At 69.3% G+C, this 18865-nt stretch carries 15 protein-coding genes; 8 read left to right on the top strand and 7 right to left on the bottom strand.

Going from position 1 to position 18865, the window contains the following annotated elements; all coding sequences use genetic code 11:
* Positions 1-231 precede the first annotated feature (231 nt).
* Together metR and IG194_RS25005 are read right to left on the bottom strand one after the other, a co-directional pair.
* Complete coding sequence (metR, locus tag IG194_RS25000; RefSeq protein ID WP_058489056.1) at positions 232-1152, bottom strand: transcriptional regulator MetR; 921 nt, start codon at positions 1150-1152, stop codon at positions 232-234.
* Between the two features lie 100 nt (positions 1153-1252).
* Positions 1253-1696, bottom strand: a complete 444-nt coding sequence (locus tag IG194_RS25005) for a CopD family copper resistance protein (protein WP_009619061.1) — start codon at positions 1694-1696, stop codon at positions 1253-1255.
* 190 nt (positions 1697-1886) lie between these two features.
* On the opposite strand from IG194_RS25005, the gene IG194_RS25010 reads away from it, so the two are divergent.
* Positions 1887-2882: an alpha/beta fold hydrolase gene (locus IG194_RS25010; RefSeq protein ID WP_058489057.1), complete on the top strand. Its 996-nt coding sequence runs from the start codon at positions 1887-1889 to the stop codon at positions 2880-2882.
* A gap of 316 nt (positions 2883-3198) precedes the next feature.
* Here IG194_RS25010 and IG194_RS25015 read toward each other — a convergent pair whose 3' ends face one another.
* The gene (locus tag IG194_RS25015; protein ID WP_141679787.1) at positions 3199-5226 is read right to left on the bottom strand and encodes a DEAD/DEAH box helicase; all 2028 of its coding nucleotides are present in this window, start codon (positions 5224-5226) and stop codon (positions 3199-3201) included.
* A 426-nt stretch (positions 5227-5652) separates the two neighbouring features.
* Positions 5653-6516 carry a DMT family transporter gene (locus IG194_RS25020; RefSeq protein ID WP_058489059.1) on the bottom strand — a complete coding sequence of 288 codons (864 nt, stop codon included), beginning with the start codon at positions 6514-6516 and terminating at the stop codon, positions 5653-5655.
* Between the two features lie 124 nt (positions 6517-6640).
* Here IG194_RS25020 and IG194_RS25025 point away from each other — a divergent pair, with 124 nt between their 5' ends.
* From IG194_RS25025 to IG194_RS25040, 4 genes are all read left to right on the top strand, one after another.
* Complete coding sequence (locus IG194_RS25025) at positions 6641-8032, top strand: PLP-dependent aminotransferase family protein (RefSeq protein WP_058489060.1); 1392 nt, start codon at positions 6641-6643, stop codon at positions 8030-8032.
* 384 nt (positions 8033-8416) lie between these two features.
* Positions 8417-8710 carry a DUF3649 domain-containing protein gene (locus IG194_RS25030; protein ID WP_009619068.1) on the top strand — a complete coding sequence of 98 codons (294 nt, stop codon included), beginning with the start codon at positions 8417-8419 and terminating at the stop codon, positions 8708-8710.
* Entirely contained in the window at positions 8707-10236 is a 1530-nt protein-coding gene (locus IG194_RS25035) for a PepSY-associated TM helix domain-containing protein (RefSeq protein WP_058489061.1), read from the top strand. The genes IG194_RS25030 and IG194_RS25035 overlap by 4 nt, the downstream gene beginning before the upstream one ends.
* A complete protein-coding gene (locus tag IG194_RS25040) occupies positions 10236-10565 on the top strand; it encodes a DUF3325 domain-containing protein (protein ID WP_058489062.1) in 330 nt (109 codons plus the stop codon). The genes IG194_RS25035 and IG194_RS25040 overlap by 1 nt, the downstream gene beginning before the upstream one ends.
* A gap of 340 nt (positions 10566-10905) precedes the next feature.
* Here the strand turns inward: IG194_RS25040 and IG194_RS25045 are convergent, their stop codons facing one another.
* Complete coding sequence (locus tag IG194_RS25045) at positions 10906-11781, bottom strand: helix-turn-helix domain-containing protein (RefSeq protein ID WP_058489063.1); 876 nt, start codon at positions 11779-11781, stop codon at positions 10906-10908.
* 137 nt (positions 11782-11918) lie between these two features.
* On the opposite strand from IG194_RS25045, the gene IG194_RS25050 reads away from it, so the two are divergent.
* Positions 11919-12827, top strand: a complete 909-nt coding sequence (locus tag IG194_RS25050; RefSeq protein ID WP_058489064.1) for a DMT family transporter — start codon at positions 11919-11921, stop codon at positions 12825-12827.
* A 99-nt stretch (positions 12828-12926) separates the two neighbouring features.
* On the opposite strand, the gene IG194_RS25055 is transcribed toward IG194_RS25050, so the two are convergent.
* Together IG194_RS25055 and IG194_RS25060 are read right to left on the bottom strand one after the other, a co-directional pair.
* Positions 12927-13901, bottom strand: a complete 975-nt coding sequence (locus tag IG194_RS25055) for a 2-hydroxyacid dehydrogenase (protein ID WP_058489065.1) — start codon at positions 13899-13901, stop codon at positions 12927-12929.
* Between the two features lie 132 nt (positions 13902-14033).
* Positions 14034-14972, bottom strand: a complete 939-nt coding sequence (locus IG194_RS25060; RefSeq protein ID WP_009619078.1) for a LysR family transcriptional regulator — start codon at positions 14970-14972, stop codon at positions 14034-14036.
* A gap of 198 nt (positions 14973-15170) precedes the next feature.
* Here IG194_RS25060 and IG194_RS25065 point away from each other — a divergent pair, with 198 nt between their 5' ends.
* On the top strand, positions 15171-16679 hold the full coding sequence (locus IG194_RS25065; protein WP_051878360.1) for an efflux transporter outer membrane subunit: 1509 nt from the start codon (positions 15171-15173) through the stop codon (positions 16677-16679).
* A gap of 1 nt (position 16680) precedes the next feature.
* Positions 16681-18861 (top strand): FUSC family protein, encoded by a 2181-nt coding sequence (locus IG194_RS25070; RefSeq protein WP_058072478.1) that lies wholly within the window; start codon positions 16681-16683, stop codon positions 18859-18861.
* Positions 18862-18865: the final 4 nt, after the last annotated feature.

Genomic DNA, 18865 nt, shown 5'->3' on the forward strand with positions numbered 1-18865 from the left:
AACGCCGTAGGCGTTATGCGCCCTACGGATTGGAATGGCGTAGGTGGGGCAGGGTAGGGATCTCATCCGCGAACTGCGCCGGGACGTCCGGCTATCGCGGACAGAGTCTCCTACGTGGCAGGAGTCGCCCCGTAGGACGGCGTTGAGCGAAGCGATACCCATCACCACGACCGCATGGGTTTCGCAAGCTCAACCCATCCTACGAAGAGCGCCCAGGCGCCGCCCGCGATTTCACCCCTTCGCCGCGCTGACCCCCTCCAGGGTGGCGAAGGAGGTGTCCTTGGCCGTCAGCAGGAAGTCGCGCATGAAGGGCGCATCCAGCATGTCCGCGCGGATGGCCGCGTAGAGCGTGCAGTACAGACCCTTCTCGCCCAGGCGCTTGGCCGTTACGTAGCCGCGCGAGCTGTATTCGTGCAGCGCCCAGTTGGGCAGGCTGCACACGCCGCGGCCGGAGGCCACCAACTGCATCATCATCACCGTCAGCTCCGAGGTGCGCACCTGGGCCGGCTCGACGTCGGCCGGTTCCAGGAAGCGGGTGAAGATGTCCAGGCGGTCGCGCTCGATGGGGTAGGTGATCAGCGTCTGGCTGGCCAGGTCTTCCGGCACTATGTAGGGCTTGCCGGCCAGCGCGTGGTGGTTGTCCACCGCCAGCAGCGCCTCGTAGGTGAACAGCGGCACGTAGGTGATGCCGGCGATGTCCACCGGGTCGGAGGTCACCACCAGGTCGAGGTCGCCGCGGGCCAGGGCCGGCAGCGGGGCGAAGGAGAAGCCCGAGGCCAGGTCCAGCTCCACCTCCGGCCAGGCGTCGCGGAACTGGTCGATGGTCGGCATCAGCCACTGGAAGCAGCTGTGGCATTCGATGGCCATGTGCAGGCGCCCGGCAGTGCCGCCGGCCAGGCGGGACAGGTCGCGTTCGGCGGTGCGCAGCTGCGGCAGGATGGCGTCGGCCAGCTGCAGCAGGCGCAGGCCGGCGCTGGTGAAACGCACCGGCTTGGTCTTGCGGATGAACAGCGACAGGCCCAGGCGGTCCTCCAGTTCCTTGAACTGGTGGGACAGGGCGGACTGGGTCAGGTGCAGGCGTTCGGCGGCTTCCACCAGACTGTCGGCTTCACGCAGGGCGTGGAGGGTTTTCAGGTGACGAATCTCGAGCATGGCGCCGCTTCCAACATGAGTAAAACTTGATTACATCCGAAACTGGATTGAGTTTGTCTCATGCGCGGCCGGCTGTCGACCCGCCCGTGCCGCCGCCGATCTACCAGCTCAGATAGAACATGCCCTTGGCCAGCAGCACTATGCCCAGGACGTGGGCGAAGACGCTGTAGTGGATGATCCGCGAGCGCCTTCCGGTCATCCCGCCGCTGTGCATCAGGTACATGGCGCAGAAGAAGTGGCAGAGCACGCTGGCGGCCAGCAGCAGCTTCAGGCTCAGCAGGGTGGCGAAGGGCGAGTCCAGCGGATGGGCCAGCAGCGGCAGGTAGCGCAGTTTGAGCATACCCAGGCCGCTGCCGAAGAGGGTCAGGATCACCCAGGGCATCACCCGCCGCAGGCGCTGGCCGAGGGCGCGTTCCACGGCGCGCAGGGCGTCTGCCGGTACATGGCGGCGCACCCGTTCGAGAATCAGCACCTCGAAGAACACGGTGCCGACGAAGGCGATGGCGGCCAGCAGATGCAGGACCAGCAGGATCGGATAGCTCATGGGCGCCCCTTGGCGAACGACTGCTTCCCTGGAACCATGCCGGGCCGGCCGCGCCCGTGCCATGACGCCGGTCAGGCTGGCGGCGACCGCTCGGCGCCTTTCATCAAAGTGTCACGGTTGTGTGGCAGAGCGATGCACGGAAATTCATCAGAATCGGCTTTCACTGGGGTTCTGCATTCCGGATTTTCACATGCGTGCGTTTCTCTTGGCGCTGGCACTGTCGTGCCTGGCGCCCCTCACTGCCTTTGCCGGCGATCGTTGCGACCCACGGGTGCCCACCGACACCCTGGACCTGGGCGACGTGCGCCTGGCCTACCAGAGCATAGGCTCGCCGAAGGACCCGACGCTGCTGCTGATCATGGGCCTGGGCGGCCAGCTCATCCACTGGCCCGACGAAGTGGTGCAGACCCTCTGCCAGCAGGGCTTCCGCGTCATCCGCTACGACAACCGCGACGTCGGCCTGAGCGCCTGGCGCGTGCCCACGCCCGGCGCCAACCTCACCTACGAGGTGATCCGCTACCGCCTGGGCCTGCCGGTCAGCGCGCCCTACAGCCTCACCGACATGGCCTGGGATGCCCTGCGCCTGCTGGACGGGCTGCACGTCGAGCAGGCCCACGTGCTGGGCGCGAGCATGGGCGGAATGATCGCCCAGCACGTCGCCGACCTGGCGCCGCAGCGGGTGCTCAGCCTGACCCTGGTGATGACCAGTTCCGGCGCCGAGGGCCTGCCGGCGCCCAGCGACAGCCTGCTGAAACTGCTGGCCCGGCGCGAGGCTGGCAGCCGCGAACAGGCCATCGAGCAACAGGCCGACCTGCTCGCCGCCCTGGGCAGCCCGGAGGTGAAGGACGACCGCGAGCAATTGCTGCAGCAGGCGGCGCAATCCTTCGACCGCGCCTTCAACCCCGAGGGGGTGCAGAGGCAGATGCTGGCGATCCTCGCCGAGCCCAGCCGGGTCGACCTGCTCAACCGTTTGAATGTGCCTACCCTGGTCATCCATGGCACCGCCGATCCGTTGTTGCCGGTGATGCATGGGGTGCATGTGGCGGCGCATATCCACGGGGCGGAGCTGAAGCTGATTCCGGGGATGGCCCATCGTTTCCAGGAAGCCTTCAAGGCGCCGTTGCTGGCGGCGGTGTTGCCCTACCTGCGGGCGCATCAGACGGCGGGGCATGTGGCGCAGTTGTAGGGGACTTTCGTAGGAGCGAGCTTGCTCGCGAATTGGCGTTTGCCGGTGGCATAGGTGCTGGGTTCAAGAGCGCCCTCTCCCCAGCCCTCTCCCTGAAGGGAGAGGGGGCTTGTCCGTGCCAGCGGGAAGGTCAGTTTCAGCCGGATAGCCCAAGATTGCCGGTTGACTCAGGAATACCAAAGCGCTCCGAACGGTCCCCTCTCCCTTCAGGGAGAGGGTTAGGGAGAGGGAGCGGAGTCGGCCCCAGAAACAGTGGCCAAAGGGATACGCCCATTCGCGAGCAAGCTCGCTCCTACAGACCGCCCCACGAACCTCCTCAAACCGCCTTCGGCAAAGGCGCGAACAGCGCGTCGATATCGGCATCGTCCAGCTGCCAATCCGTTCCCGCGCCTTCTAGGATGCCGGCCGCCAGCGCGGCCTTCTCCCGCTGCAGCAGCTGGATCTTCTCTTCCACCGTGCCGCGGGCGATCAGTTTGTAGACGAACACCGGCTTGTCCTGGCCGATGCGGTAGGCGCGGTCGCTGGCCTGGTTCTCGGCGGCCGGGTTCCACCAGGGGTCGTAGTGGATCACCGTGTCCGCCGCGGTCAGGTTCAGGCCCACGCCGCCGGCCTTCAGGCTGATCAGGAACAGCGGCACGCGGCCCTGCTGGAAGTCTTCCACCGGCTGGCGGCGGTCGCGGCTGTCGCCGGTCAGCAGGGCGTAGTCGATGCCGCGTTGCTGCAGGGCTTCGCCGACCAGCGCGAGCATCGAGGTGAACTGCGAGAACAGCAGCACGCGGCGGCCTTCGGCGAGCAGTTCCTCGAGCATGTCCAGCAGGTATTCCAGCTTGCCCGAGGTCACTGCCTTGGCGCGGCCGCTGGGTGGCTGGGCGTCCTTCTGCACCAGGCGGATGTCGCAGCACACCTGGCGCAGCTTGAGCAGCGCCTCGAGGATGATGATGCGGCTGCGCGCCAGGCCGCGGCGGGCGATTTCGTCGCGGACCTTGCGGTCCAGGGCCAGGCGCACCGTCTCGTAGAGGTCGCGCTGGGCCTCGCTGAGCTCGATGTGCTGGATGAACTCGCTCTTGGGCGGCAGCTCCGAGGCCACCTGTTCCTTGGTGCGGCGCAGCAGGAAGGGGCGGATGCGCGCGGCCAGGTGGGCCAGGCGCGCCTGGTCGCCGTGGCGCTCGATGGGCGTGCGGTAGTGCTGGGCGAACTGCTTGGCGTCGCCCAGCCAGCCGGGCAGCAGGAAGTGGAACAGCGACCAGAGCTCGCCCAGGTGGTTCTCCAGCGGCGTGCCGGTCAGGCACAGGCGGTGCCGCGCATTCAGCTGGCGCGCGGCCTGGGCCGCCTTGGTGCCGGCGTTCTTGATGTTCTGCGCCTCGTCGAGGATCAGCAGGTGGTAGGCGTGCTTGCCGAGCTTTTCCGCATCGCGCGGGAGCAGGGCGTAGGTGGTGAGGATGAGGTCGTGTTCCTCGATCTTCGCGAAGTCGCGGCGCCGGCCGGCGCCGTGCAGGGCCAGCACGCGCAGGCCGGGGGTGAAGCGCTCGGCCTCGTCCAGCCAGTTGGGGATCAGGCTGGTGGGCATCACCACCAGGGCCGGCGCGTTGAGGCGCCCGGCCTGCTTCTCCAGCAGCACGTGGGCCAGGGACTGCAGCGTCTTGCCCAGGCCCATGTCGTCGGCGAGGATGCCGCTGGCGCCCACCGCGCGCAGCGTCTGCATCCAGCTCAGGCCCTCGTGCTGGTAGGCGCGCAGCTCGGCGCGCAGGCCCTCGGGCAGCGGTGCCGGCTGGGCGCGGTAGTCGCGCAGGCGCAGGGCGATCTCGCGCAACTCGTCGCCGCCCTGCCAGCGTAGCGGCAGTTCTTCCAGCTCGGAGAGCCGAGCGGCGTCCGGCGCGCCCATGCGCAGGCGGCGCACCGGCGCCTGGTCGCCCAGGTAGAACTCCGACAGCGTGCCCAGCAGCGGCTTGAGCTTGCCGAAGGGCAGGGCCACCCGCAGCGGCCGCTCCGAGGCGGTCTGCCAGCTGTGCACCGGGTTGCGCCCGGCGTCCAGGCGCAGCACCAGTTGCTCGTCGTCGGGGTGGCGGGCCAGGGCCTGCGGGTCGAGCAGCGCCGGCATGCGCCGGATCAGTTCGATCAGCGCCGGCAGCAGGCTGATGCGGCGGCCGTCGACCTCGATGCCCAGTTCCAGGTCGAACCACTGGCGGTCGTCGGTCTCCTCGATCTCGGCGTACCAGTTCTCGATGGGCGTCAGGTCGAAGACGAACTCCGGGCGCACGTCCACGTCCCAGCCGAGCTCGCGCAACTGCGGCAGGCCCTCGCGCATGAACTGTTGCCAGGTGGCGTCGTCGGGCAGCTCGAACATTTCCCCGGCGCTTTCCTCCAGGGCGTCGCTGCGGCGCATCGCCGGCTTGAAGCCGAACTGGCGCAGTTGCTGGCGTAGTTGCTGCTCGCGCTCGGGCTGGCGGCTGAGGCGGACGATGCGGTCGTCGCGGAACACCCGCAGCTCGCTGCCGGTGCGCGGGTTGATCGGCCCCGAGACGGGCATGCCGGCGTACAGGAAGGCCAGCGCGGCGCGGTGCCGGGCGATGTTCTGCATGCGCCCGCTGCGCAGGTCGAAGCCGCTGTGCACGTGGCTACCCAGGGTCAGGCGCGGGCGCGGCGCCAGGTCGGCGGGCGCCGCGGGCGGCTCGGCGGGTGGGGTCATCGGAGGTTCCTTCCGGCAAGCCCGGGGAAATACACAAACGCCCGATGATACCCCTATTTCCCGCGACGCGCTGCCACAGGCGGCTCAGCGGGCGAAGTGCCGCGCCCCCGCCACGCAGGCCACCACCGCCAGGGTCGAGACGGCCATCAGCGGGCTGACCTGCTCGTGCAGCAGCAGGCCGGCCAGGGCCAGGCCGAAGAAGGGTTGCAGCAGCTGCAGCTGGCCCACCGCGGCGATGCCGCCGCGGGCCAGGCCGTGGTACCAGAAGAAGAAGCCGATGAGCATGCTGAACAGCGACACGTAGCCCAGGCTCAGCCAGGCCGGCAGGCTGGCCGCGGCGAGGTCGGCCGGCCAGGTCCACAGGGTCAGTGGCAGCATCAGCGGCAACGACAGCACCAGCACCCAGCAGATCACCTGCCAGCTGCCCAGGTGCCGCGACAGCCGCGCGCCCTCGGCGTAGCCCAGGCCGCAGGCGAGGATGGCCGCCAGCATCAGCACATCGCCCATCAGGCTGCCGGCGCCGCCCTGGCTCAGCGCGTAGCCGGCCACCGCCGCGCTGCCGAGCAGCGAGAACGCCCAGAACGCCGGGCGCGGCCGCTCGCCGGCGCGCAGCACGGCGAAGCTGGCGGTGGCCAGCGGCAGCAGGCCGACGAAGACGATGGCGTGGGCCGAGCTGACGTGGCGCAGGGCCAGGGCGGTGAGCAGCGGGAAGCCGACCACCACGCCCAGGGCCACCACCAGCAGCGCCGGGATGTCCTGGCGCGCCGGGCGGCGCTGGCGCAGCACGAAGAGGATGGCCGCGGCCAGCAGCCCGGCGATGCTGGCCCGGGCCAGGGTGAGGAAGGTCGGTTCGAAGCTGCCCACCGCCACCCGCGTGGCCGGCAGCGAGCCGCTGAAGATGAGCACGCCGAGGAAACCGCTGAACCAACCGCCTAAAGAAGCATTCATCGAGCATTCGCCAAGAGCAGAGGGGAGTCTCGATGGTGGCGCCGGGAAGGGCGGGCGGCCAGTGACAGATCAGTACAATTCGAACAAACTGTCCTGGATTTTCATCGGTACAGTCGAGGTGGCCATGGCCGTGACACGGGTGGACGGGGTGATGCGCCAGGTGCGCGAACGCCTGGCGGCGCGCAGCCTGGTGCCGGGCGAGCGGCTGCCGTCGATCCGCGCGCTGGCGCAGAGCCTGGAGGTGTCCAAGAGCACCGTGGTGGAGGCCTACGAGCGCCTTGCCGCCGAGGGGCTGATCGCCGCCCGGCGCGGTTCCGGCTTCTACGTCTGCGGCCGGCTGCCGCCGCTGTCGCTGGCCGAGATCGGCCCGGCGCTGGACCGCAGCATCGACCCGCTATGGATTTCCCGACAGGCGCTGGAAGCCGCAGAGGACTCGCTCAAGCCCGGCTGCGGCTGGCTGCCGCCGTCCTGGCTGCCGGAGGACGAGCTGCGCCGTGCCCTGCGCCAACTGGCCCGCGAGCCGCAGTCGAGCCTGCTGGAGTACGGCCGCCCCTACGGCCATGCCGGCCTGCGCGAGCAGCTGGCGCGGCGCCTGGGCGACTACGGCCTGCAGGTCGGCGCGCAGCAGATTGTGCTCACCGACGGCGGCACCCACGCCATCGACCTGGTCTGCCGCTTCCTGCTGGAGCCCGGCGACGAGGTGCTGGTGGACGACCCCGGCTACTTCAACTTCCAGGCCCTGCTGCGCGCCCATCGCGCGGTGGCCATCGGCGTGCCCTACACGCCGCAGGGGCCGGACATCGAGGCCCTGGCCGGCATCCTGCAGCGCCACCGGCCGCGCCTGTACATCACCAACTCGGCCTTCCACAACCCCACAGGCGCGCAGCTCTCGCCGCTGGTGGCGCACCGCCTGCTGAAGCTGGCCGAGGCCCATGACCTGCTGATAGTCGAGGACGACATCTTCGCCGACTTCGAGCACGAGCAGGCGCCGCGGCTGTCCGCCTTCGACGGCCTGCAGCGGGTGATCCAGGTCGGCAGCTTCTCCAAGACGCTGTCCGCCTCGGTGCGCTGCGGCTATATCGCGGCGCGGCCGCAGTGGTGCGAGCAACTGGTGGACCTGAAGCTGGCCACGTCCTTCGGCAACAGCCCGTTCAACGCCGAGCTGCTCCACGAACTGCTGCGCAAGGGCGGCTACCGCCGGCATATAGAAGGCCTGCGCGTGCGCCTGGCCGACGCCATGGGCGACACCCTGGCGCGCCTGCGCGGCCTGGGCCTGCAACCCTGGCTGGAGCCGCGCGGCGGGGTGTTCGTCTGGGCGCGGCTACCCGGCGCTCTGGATGCCGCCGCGGTGTCCCGCGCGGCGCTGGAGCAGGGCATGGTGCTGGCGCCGGGCAACGTCTTCAGCCTGGGCCAGAACGCGCCGGACTTCCTGCGCTTCAACGTCGCCCAGTGCCAGTCGCCGCGGGTCTTCCAACTGCTCGAACGGGCCATGGAGCAGGCCCGGCGGGGGCGCTGAAAACTTTTCTGATTTTTTCTGCAGGTTTTCCACGGTCGTTCGGCCTCTGTGCAATCCCGCTTGTGCGAACGAGGAAATCCACAGCATGTCCCGCTTCCCCAACACGTCGCCGCGCCCGCTGCTGCGCGCCCTGCGCCCAGGACAACTTCCTGCCGGCCTCGGGCGCGCTCAGCCACAGCGCCTACGCCCGGCCTGGAATGCCCTGATGGTGGGGAAGAGGCGCGGGATTATTCACATCCGTTCTTGCGTATCTCTTTCAAATGCGAACGCATTTCATATAAATTTCCGCTTTTGCCCACCCCTGTTCGGGGTGAACTTCTGTCAGCAGGTGAGCACAGCCATGCACCCGTCCGGATTCCCGCCGTTCCAGCCCGAGGTACGCCCATGAGCAGCAAGGGCCGCTTCGGCGCGCAACTCAGCGCGCGCATCCTGGCCGCATTGTTCGGCGGCTATGCCCTGGCCTACACCAGCACCGCCTTCCTCAGCGTCTACCTGCCGCTGGCCCGCGCCGACCGCGTGGCCTTCGCCAGCCTGGGCTGCTTCATGGTCTGGGTGGTGGCCATCCTCTACGTGTTCGCTGCCCGCAGCACCTGGCGCGCCTGCCTGGTGCCGCTGGCGCTGAGCGCGCTGCTGGCGCTGGCCGCGTTCCTGCCCCACGACTTCGGAGTGCGCCCATGAGCCTGCGCCAGTCGATGTCCGGACTGCATACCTGGAGCGGCCTGCTGGTCAGCTGGCTGCTGTTCGTGGTGATCTTTTCCGGCAGCCTGTCGTGCTTCGAGCCGGAGCTGACGCGCTGGATGCTGCCGCAACTGCACGAGGCGCAGCAGCCGGCGGTGGGCGTGGACCAGGTCCACGCCGCCCTGGTCGAGCGCGCGCCCAAGGCCCATGCCTACTGGATGCTGCCGCCGACCGAGCGCGGGCCCTACTGGACCGCCGGCTGGGTGCCCAGCGACCTCAGCGCCTTCCGCTCCTTCCTGATCGACGCCCAGACCGGCGAGGAACTGCCGAAGACCGTTGGCGGCGGCTTCTTCTTCGAGCTGCACTACACCCTGCACGCCGGCACCCTGGGCATCTACATCGTCGGTATCGCCGGGATGTTCATGCTGGTGGCGCTGGTCAGCGGGGTGATCGTCCACCGGCGCATCTTCAAGGACTTCTTCACCCTGCGGCCGAAGGCGGCGCGCCAGCGCAGCTGGCTCGACGCGCACAACGTGCTGGGGGTGATCGGCCTGCCGTTCCACGTGCTGCTGGCCTACACCGGGCTGGTGATCTTCATCACCCTGTACATGCAGGCCGGCATCAAGGTCGCCTACAAGGGCGACTTCGAGCGCTTCGAACACGAGGTGCAGCACGCCTTCGACCGCGAGGAGCTGGGCCGCCCGGCCAAGCCGCCGAAGCCGATCTCGCGCATGGTCGAGCGCGCCCGCGAGCAGTGGGGCGATGACAGCCGGGTGGGCTGGATCAACCTCGAACACCCCAACGACGCCTCGTCCATGGTGCAGATCCGCCGGGCCGTGGACCGCGGCATGGTCAACGACCAGCGCACCGTTTCCTTCGACGCCGCCACCGGCGCGCTACTGCACGTGCAGCCGCCCTACGGCAACGGCTACAAGACCTACGCCTGGCTGACCGGGCTGCACATGGCGCAGTTCGGCGGCACCCTGGTGCGCATCCTCTACCTGCTGCTGGGCCTGGTCGGCTGCGGGATGATCTTCGGCGGCCTGCAGGTCTGGGTGGCCAAGCGCGAAGCCCGCGGCAGCGCCGGCCTGGGACTGGTGCGCACGCTCAATGCCGCGGTCTGCGGCGGCCTGCCGCTGGCCAGCCTGGGGCTGCTGGCGGCCTCGCGCCTGCTGCCGACGGAACTGGCCCAGCGCGATCGCTGGGAAATCACCAGCTTCGTGGTGGTCTGGCTGCTGGCGCTGCTGCACGCGGCGTGGCGCCAGGGCAGCGGCCGCACCGCCCGCGAGCAGGCGCTGGTCGCCGCCGTGCTGGCCCTGGGCCTGCCGCTGCTGGGGCTGTTCGGCCCCGAGCCGGGCCGCCTGACCAGCAGCCTGGCCCGCGGCGATTGGCTGCTCGCCGGTATCGACCTGGCGCTGCTGCTCACCGGCGCGCTGTGCGCCGCCCTGGCCTGGCGCCTGGGCCGCCCGCCGGCGCCCGAAGCCAAGGCGCGCCGCCGTGAACGGGTGGAAGGGGAGTACGCCTGATGCTGCTGGTCTTCGGTCTCAACCTGCTGGCGATGACCGCCGCCTGCCTGGGCCTCGCCCGCCACCACCGCGAGCTGTTCGGCCGCGCGCCCAGCGAGGCCCGCGTGCGCCTGCTGCGTGGCGTGGCGCTGGTGGACGGCGGCCTGGCGCTGGCCTACTGCATCCACCTGCTGGGCCTCGAGCTGGGCCTGGTCTACTGGGCCTGCCTGCTGATGCTCGCCACCACCACCCTGGTGGCCCTGCTGGCCTGGCTGCCGCGCCTGACGCTGCCGGCGGCGGCGGCGGCGGGGGTGCCGCTGGTGGGTGGGGTGTTGGCGGTGTTGGGGTGATTGCTGGGGGGATGGGCTTTTCGTAGGAGCGAGCTTGCTCGCGAATGGGGCCTCCCGGTTACTTGGATGCCTGGGCTTGGCTCCGCTCCCTCTCCCTAACCCTCTCCCTGAAGGGAGAGGGGACCGTTGGGCAGGGTTTGATGTTATGGCGTTAGCCGGCAGCATCGAAAGCTACCGGCTGAAACCTAGCCTTCTCTCGGCACGGACAGCCCCCTCTCCCTTCAGGGAGAGGGCTGGGGAGAGGGGACGGAGTTCATCCAAACACCAATAACGCCAGGATAAGCCCCATTCGCGAGCAAGAACTAGGCGTCCCCCTCGCTCCTACAAAAAGCCCCGTCGTTCAGCCGTTGAACGCCGCGCGGTATTCCCCCGGCGTAGCCCCCAGCGCCGCGCGGAAGCGGTTGGCGAAGTGGCTGGCGCTGGAGAAGCCGCAGGCCAGGGCTATCTCGCTCAGCGCCAGGCTGCCCTGGCGCAGCAGTTCGCAGGCATGGGCCAGGCGCCTGGCCAGCACGTACTGGTGTGGCGGCATGCCGAAGCTTTCGCGGAACATGCGCGCGAAGTGGTATTCCGAAAGCGCCGCCAGTGCTGCCAGCTCGCCCAGGCTGAGCGGTTCGGCGAGGTTCTGCTCGATGTAGTCGCACAGCCGCCGGCGCAGGGCAGGGGCCAGGCCGCCCTTCAGGCGCAGGCCGTCGCGGCGGCCGACCTGGGTCAGCAGGGCATGGTCGACGATGGCCTGGGCCAGGCTGCTGGTGTGCAGGCGTTCGCCCGGCTCGTTCCAGTCCAGTTGCACCAGTTGGCGGAAGCGCGCGGCCTGCTGCGGGTCGTCGAGGAAGGTGTGTTCGCGCAACCGCAGCTCGCGCGGTTCGCGGTCGAGCAGTTGCACGCAGCCCAGGGCGAAGCGTTCCGGGCTGAAGTACAGGTGCGCCAGGCGGATGTCGCCGTTGACGATCCACGAGGCTTCCTCGCCGGCCGGCATGATGCACAGCTTGTCCGGCGCGCCCTTGGCGCCGGGGGCGCCGCGGCGGAAGGTGCCGGTGCCGCCGGCCAGGTAGCAGGACAGCGTGTGGTGGTCGGGGCTGAGGTAGTCGCGGGCGTCGTGGCGGTTGCTCCACATGGCCGCGGACAGGCCGTCGCCCAGCTCGGCGCAACGCTCCAGGCGGGCGTTGGGCGAACTGTTCATGGACTGGAAGACCTGCAGCTGTTCGATGGCGGACATGGGGCGACTCCTTCAGGCCTCCACTCTACCCGCGCCCGCGCGCGTTGCCAGCCCGGTTGTCGCAATAAGCGCAAGAATCTGCAAGCGGCGCCCGGGCGCGCGGGCGGACACTGGCTTCCCATGACCGGAGGCCAGCCATGAACCTGTCGCTCTACCTGCTCACGGTGCTCATCTGGGGCACCACCTGGATCGCCATCAAGCTGCAGGTCGGCGAGGTCGCCATCGCGCTGTCCATCGCCTACCGCTTCGCCCTGGCGGCACTGGTGCTGTTCGCCATTCTCCTGCTCAGCCGCCGCCTGCAGCCGCTGGGCCGGCGTGGCCAGGCGCTGTGCCTGGCCCAGGGCCTGTGCCTGTTCTGCGTGAACTTCCTGTGCTTCTACACCGCCAGCCAGTGGATCCCCAGCGGGCTGATCGCCGTGGTGTTCTCCACCGCCACCCTGTGGAACGCGCTGAATGCGCGCATCTTCTTCGGCCAGCGCATCGCCGCCAACGTCGCTAGCGGCGGCGCCCTGGGGCTGCTCGGCCTGGCCCTGCTGTTCTGGCCGGAGCTGACCGGCCACGCCGCCAGCCGCGAGACCTTCTACGGCCTGGGCCTGGCCCTGCTGGGCACGCTGTGCTTCTCCGCCGGCAACCTGCTCTCCAGCCTGCAGCAGAAGGCCGGTCTGCGCCCGCTGAGCACCAACGCCTGGGGCATGCTCTATGGCGCGCTGATCCTGCTGGCGATCTGCCTGGCGCAGGGCGTGCCCTTCACCTTCGACGGCAGCGCGCGCTACGTCGGTTCGCTGCTGTACCTGGCGATCCCCGGCTCGGTGATCGGCTTCACCGCCTACCTGACCCTGGTCGGGCGCATGGGGCCGGAGCGCGCGGCCTACTGCACCGTGCTGTTCCCGGTGGTGGCGCTGAACGTCTCGGCGTTCATGGAGGGCTACCAGTGGAGCGCGCCGGCCCTGGCCGAGCTGGCGCTGGTGATGGCCGGCAACGTGCTGGTGTTCCGCAAGCCGAAGCCGGTTGCGGTGGGGCAGGTGGCTCTTCGTAGGATGGGTTGAGCTTGCGAAACCCATGCGGTCGCGGCGATGGGTATCGCTTCGCTCAACACCATCCTACGAAGAGCATCCCGGTGTGGCCTGTAGGGACTTCGTTCGCGATCAGCCCTTCCACACCTGCGGGTTGACCAGGTTCTTCGGCCGCTCGCCGCGCAGCGCCGTCTCGAAATTCTCCAGGGCGCATTCGGCCATGGCCAGGCGCGTTTCGTGGGTGGCCGAGCCGATGTGCGGCAGGGTCACCGCGTTGGGCAGGGCGAACAGCGGCGATTCGGCCAGGGGCTCCTTCTCGTAGACGTCCAGGCCGGCGGCGAGGATGCGTTTTTCCTGCAGCGCCTCGACCAGCGCCGCTTCGTCGATCACCTGGCCGCGGGCGATGTTGACCAGGATGGCGCTGGGCTTCATCAGCTCCAGCTCGCGCTTGCCGATCAGCTTGCGGGTGGCGTCGGACAGCGGCACCACCACGCAGACGAAGTCGGCCTCGCCGAGCAGTTCGTCGAAGCCGCAGTAGCGCGCGCCCAGTTCCTGCTCCAGCTCCGGCTTGCGGTTGTTGCCGTGGTAGAGCACGTCCATGTTGAAGCCGAAGCGGCCGCGGCGGGCGATGGCTGCGCCGATGCGGCCCAGGCCGAGGATGCCGAGCTTCTTGCCGTGCACGTCGACGCCGAACAGCGGCGCGTCCACGGTGCGCTTCCACTGCCCGGCCTTGGTCCAGGCGTCCAGCTCGGTGGTGCGCCGGGCGGCGGCCATGATCAGGGCGAAGCCGAGGTCGGCGGTGGTTTCGGTGAGCACGTCCGGGGTGTTGGTCAGGGCGATACCGCGCTGGTTCAGGTAGGCCAGGTCGTAGTTGTCGTAGCCCACCGAGACGCTGGAAATGACTTCCAGCTGCCCGGCCTGGGCCAGCTGCTTCTCGCCCAGCGGTCGGCCGACGCCGATCATGCCGTGGGCCTGGGGCAGGGCGGCGGCGAACTGGGCGTCGACGTCACCCAGTTTCGGGTCGAGCACGGTGACGTTGAATTGCGCGCGCAGGCGTTCGAGGTGTTCGGGCGCCAGGCGGCTGAAGACGAAGACGTTCTTTTTCATGGTGGGGAAGGCAACGACTGACAGACGGGAGCGCAACCCTAGCATCCCCGCCACCGCCCTTGGCAAGCCCGGCGGCCCCGGCGGCGAGGATGCGGGGCGGTTATCGCGCGGCCAAAGCCGCGCGGGCTCGGGCTAGGCCAGGTGCGGGCGGGCCATGCCGGCCTCGTCGGCCTGCAGCACGCCGGGCAGGTTCTCGCGCAGGTAGCCGACCCAGGTCTTGATCTTGGCGTCCAGGTACTGCCGCGACGGGTACAGGGCGTAGACGTTGAGCAGCTGCAGCTTGTGGTGCGGCAGCACGCGCACCAGCGAGCCGTCCTCCAGGCCTTCCAGCGCCGAGTAGACCGGCAGCGCGCCTATGCCCATGCCGCAGCGGATGGCCTCGGTCATGGCGTCGCCGACGTTGACCTGGAAGGTCGGCGGGCCGACGGTGATCATTTCCTGGCCGTTGGGGCCGTCGAACAGCCACTTGTCCAGGGCCAGCACCGGGCTGACCAGGCGCAGGCAGTCGTGGTTGACCAGGTCGCTGGGGGTGCGTGGCGCGCCGCGGGCCTCTATGTAGGAGGGCGAGGCGCAGAGGATGCTGTAGGTCTCGCCGATGCGCTGCGACACCAGGCCGGAGTCGGGCAGCTCGGTGGCGACCACGATGGCCACGTCGAAGCCTTCGTCGAGCAGGTCGGGCACGCGGTTGGCCATGGTCAGTTCGAAGCTGACTTCCGGGTGCTGCTGGCGGTAGCCGGCGATGGCGCGGATCACGTAGTGCTGGCCGATGCCGGTCATCGAGTGCACGCGCAGGCGCCCGGCGGGGCGGGCGTGGGCGTCGCCGGCCTCGGCTTCGGCTTCCTCGACGTAGGCGAGGATCTGCTCGCAGCGCAGCAGGTAGCGCTGGCCCGCCTCGGTCAGCGCGATGCGCCGGGTGGTGCGGTTGAGCAGGCGCGCGCGCAGGTGGGTTTCCAGGTTGGCCACGGCGCGCGAGACGTAGGCGGTGGTGGTGCCCAGCTGCTGGGCCGCGGCGGTGAAGCTGCCGGTCTCGGCCACGCAGACGAACGCGCGCATGGTTTGCAGAGTGTCCATTCGGAGCCCTCGGGAACGACAGGGTGGCTTATTGTCACATGAGACATCCGGCCACATTATTTCATTATCGGTAATAAAGATTCACAAATTGGCCGTCTTATCCGTTTCGCCGCGTCTCCCTAGAATTTACTCGCCCGAATGGTTTCTTCGGCATCCTCTACGCTGAAACAGCAAGCTCACCCTCCAGGATCCTCAACCGTGTCGCGTCACCTCGTGAAAGGACTGGCGTTCGTCGGCTCCTTTGTCGTTTTCTCAACAATTGCCGGTTGCATCAGTACCCATGGCATCGCCCCGCAGGAACAGCGCCTGGGCAATGACCAACTGGCCACCGATGCCGCCATCCAGTCCGCCAACCGCGATGCGAAGTGGCCGGCCGAGCAGTGGTGGCGCGCTTTTGGCGACCCGCAGTTGAACACCTGGGTGCAAACCGCCCTGGACAACAGCCCGAGCCTGGCCGAAGCCGAGGCGCGGGTGCGCATGGCGCTGTCCATGGCTGGCGTGGCCGAGTCCGCCGAGTCGCCGCAGGTCAGCGCGGATGCCTCGCTGACCCGTCACAAGTGGCCCACCGACTACTTCTACGGCCCGGGCGACCTGGCCGACACCACCAGCTGGAACAACAACGCTTCCCTGGGCTTCTCCTACAACCTAGACCTCTGGGGCCGCGAGCGCAGCAACACCGAGCGCTACATGAACGTGGCCTACATGACCGCCGCCGAGGCGCGCATGGCCCAGCTGGAGCTGGAGAGCAACCTCGTCCGCGCCTACATCCAGATGTCGCTGCAGTACGCCGAGCTGGACATCGCCGAGGCCATGCTGGAACAGCAGCAGCAGATTCTCTCCCTGGCCCAGCGCCGCCTGGCCGGGGGCCTGGGCACCCAGTTCGAGGTCAGCGAGGCCGAGGTGCCGCTGCCGGAGACCAAGCGCAAGATCGACGCCATCGAGGAAGCCATCGCCCTGTCGCGCAACCAGATCGCCGCCCTGGCCGGCAAGGGCCCGGGCGCCGGCGCCGCGCTGGTACGGCCGAAGCTGGCCCTGGCGAAGCAGCCGGGGCTGCCCAGCGCGCTGCCGCTGGAACTGGTCGGCCGCCGTCCGGACGTGGTCGCCATGCGCTGGAAGGTCGCCGCCCAGGCCAAGGGCGTGGACGTGGCCCGCGCCGAGTTCTATCCCAACGTCGACCTGATCGCCAGCCTGGGCTACAGCGCCGTCGGTGGCGGCATGCTGGAGTTCATCACCGCGCGCAAGTTCACCTACAGCGCAGGCCCGGCGATTTCCCTGCCGATCTTCGACGGCGGCCGCCGCCGCGCCCAGCTGGGCCAGGAGTCGGCCGGCTACGACGCCGCCGTGGCGCAGTACAACCAGACCCTGGTGCGGGCGCTCAAGGGCGTTTCCGACCAACTGATCCGCACCCACTCGATGGAGAAGCAGCAGAGCCTCGCCGAGCAGGCGGTGGCCTCCGCGCAGAAGACCTACGACATCGCCACCAAGGCCTACCGCGGCGGCCTGACCGACTACCTCAACGTGCTCAACGCCCAGACCCGCCTGTTCCAGCAGCAGCTGACGCTGCAGCAGGTGCAGGCCGCGCGCCTGGAAACCCACGCCGGCCTGGTGGTGGCCCTGGGCGGCGGCCTGATGGCGGCCAAGGACGCGCCGGGCGAGCACAGGATGGTCCCCGAGACCGTCTCCGTGCGGCCGCTGAGCGAGCGCTGAGATGGCCAGCAGCCAAGCCTTGCAGACCCGCTCGCCGCTGGAGGAGGTGCGCCGCGCCTTCTTCGAATGGGCGCGCAGCGACGGCGTGACCTGGGTCTACGTCGCCAAGGTGCTGACCGCCGCCATGCTCACCCTGTGGCTGGCCATGCGCCTGGAGCTGCCGCAGCCGAGCACCGCGACCATCACCGTGTTCATCGTGATGCAGCCGCAGAGCGGCCAGGTGTTCGCCAAGAGCTTCTACCGCATCCTCGGCTCCCTGGTGGGGCTGACGGTGATGGTGGCGCTGATCGCCGTGTTCGCCCAGGAGCGGGTGCTGTTCCTGTTGGTGGTGGCGCTGTGGGTCGGCGCCTGCACCGCCGGCGCCGCGCGCTACCGCGACTTCCGTTCCTACGCCTGCGTGCTGGCCGGCTACACCGCGACGCTGATCGGCCTGCCCGCCACACAGCACCCCGAAGCCGCCTTCATGTCGGCGGTGTGGCGGGTGCTGGAGATCAGCCTGGGCATCCTCTGCTCGACCGTGGTCAGCGCCGTGGTGCTGCCGCAGACCTCCGCCGCGGCCATGCGCAACGCCCTCTACCAGCGCTTCGGCGCCTTCGCCTGGTTCGTCCTCGACAACCTCGGCGGCGGCCAGCGCCAGCGCTTCGAGGCGGCCAACGTCAACTTCGTGTCCCAGGCCGTGGGCCTGGAGACGCTGCGCACCGCGACCATGTTCGAAGACCCGCACATGCGCCTGCGCGGCGGCCGCCTGGCGCGGCTGAACAATGAGTTCATGGTGCTGACCACGCGCTACCACGCCCTGCACCAGTTGCTCGAACGCCTGCGCGGCCAGGACAGCCAGCGCGTGCTGCAGGCCCTGGAGCCGTGTCTGGAACTGCTGCGGGAAATGCTCCAGCCGTGGAAGGGCAAGCCGCTCACCGACAGCGACGCGGCGGTGCTCGCCGAGCAGATCGCGGCGCAGCGCCAGGACATGATGCAGCGCATCCGCGAGGCCCGCGCCGGGCTGCGCGAGAAGGTCGAGGACGTTTCCGAGCGGCTGGACTTCAACACCGCCGGCGAGCTGCTCTACCGGCTGGTCGCCGACCTGCACGACTACACCCTGACGCATGCCTCGCTGGCCGAGCACCGCCACGAGCGGGAGAACTGGAAGTTCGGTTTCTCGCCCAAGGCCAACCTGGTCGGCGCGCTGGTGGCCGGCGGCCGCACCGCGGTGATGGTGCTGCTGTTCGGGGTGTTCTGGATCGAGACCGCCTGGCCCAGCGGCAGCACCTTCGTGCTCAACGCCGCTGCCGTCGCGGCGCTGGTCTCGGCCGCGCCGGACCCCTCGAAGATGGCCGCGCAGATGGCCGTGGGCACCTTCTTCGCCGCCATCCTGGGTTTCGCCGAGACCTACTTCGTGTTCCCCCACCTGGACGGCTTCCCGCTGTTGTGCGTGGCCATCGCCCCGGTGTTCGTGATCGGCGCCTACCTCTCGGTGAAACCGGCCTACGCCGGCTACGGCATGGGCCTGCTGATCTTCTTCTGCTTCGGCGCCATCCCGGCCAACATGACCGTCTACGACGCCGGCCGCACCCTCAACGAGTACATCGCCCTGGTGCTTTCGCAGGGCGCCGCGGCGGTGCTGGTCGGCGTGCTCCTGCCGCCCACCGCGGCCTGGCTCTGGCGGCGCCTGGAAAAGGACCTGCGGATGCGCGTGGTGCAAGCCATCAGCGGCAGGCTCGCCGGCCTGGGCGCGACCTTCGAGAGCGCCACCCGCGACCTGATGAACCAGGCCTACGGCCTCGCCGCGCGCCGCCCGGACGTGCAGCGCAGCCTGCTGCGCTGGATGTTCCTGGTGCTGGAAGTGGGCCACTCGATCATCGAGCTGCGCGAAGAGCAGGAGCGGCTGCCCGACGAGCCCTGCTACGCCGAGGACATGCCCTGGCGCCAGGCCATCCGCAGCATGGGCCGCGCGCTGATCCGCCTGTTCGTGCAGCCGGGCGAGGCCAACCGCGAGCGCGCCCTGGCCGCCGTGGAACATGCCATCCTCACCACCAAGGCCACCGAGGAGCCGTGCGCGCCGGACTTCGAGAGTTCGCCGCTGCGCCGGGTGGTCAGCTACCTGCACTTCATCCGCACCACGCTGCTCGACCCGCAGTCGCCGCTGCGTGATGCCAGCCAAGGAACCGCCAGCCATGCTGCTTGACGAC

It is taken from the genome of Pseudomonas sp. ADPe, assembly GCF_014843515.1.
GTDB classification, from domain to species: Bacteria; Pseudomonadota; Gammaproteobacteria; order Pseudomonadales; family Pseudomonadaceae; genus Pseudomonas; species Pseudomonas citronellolis.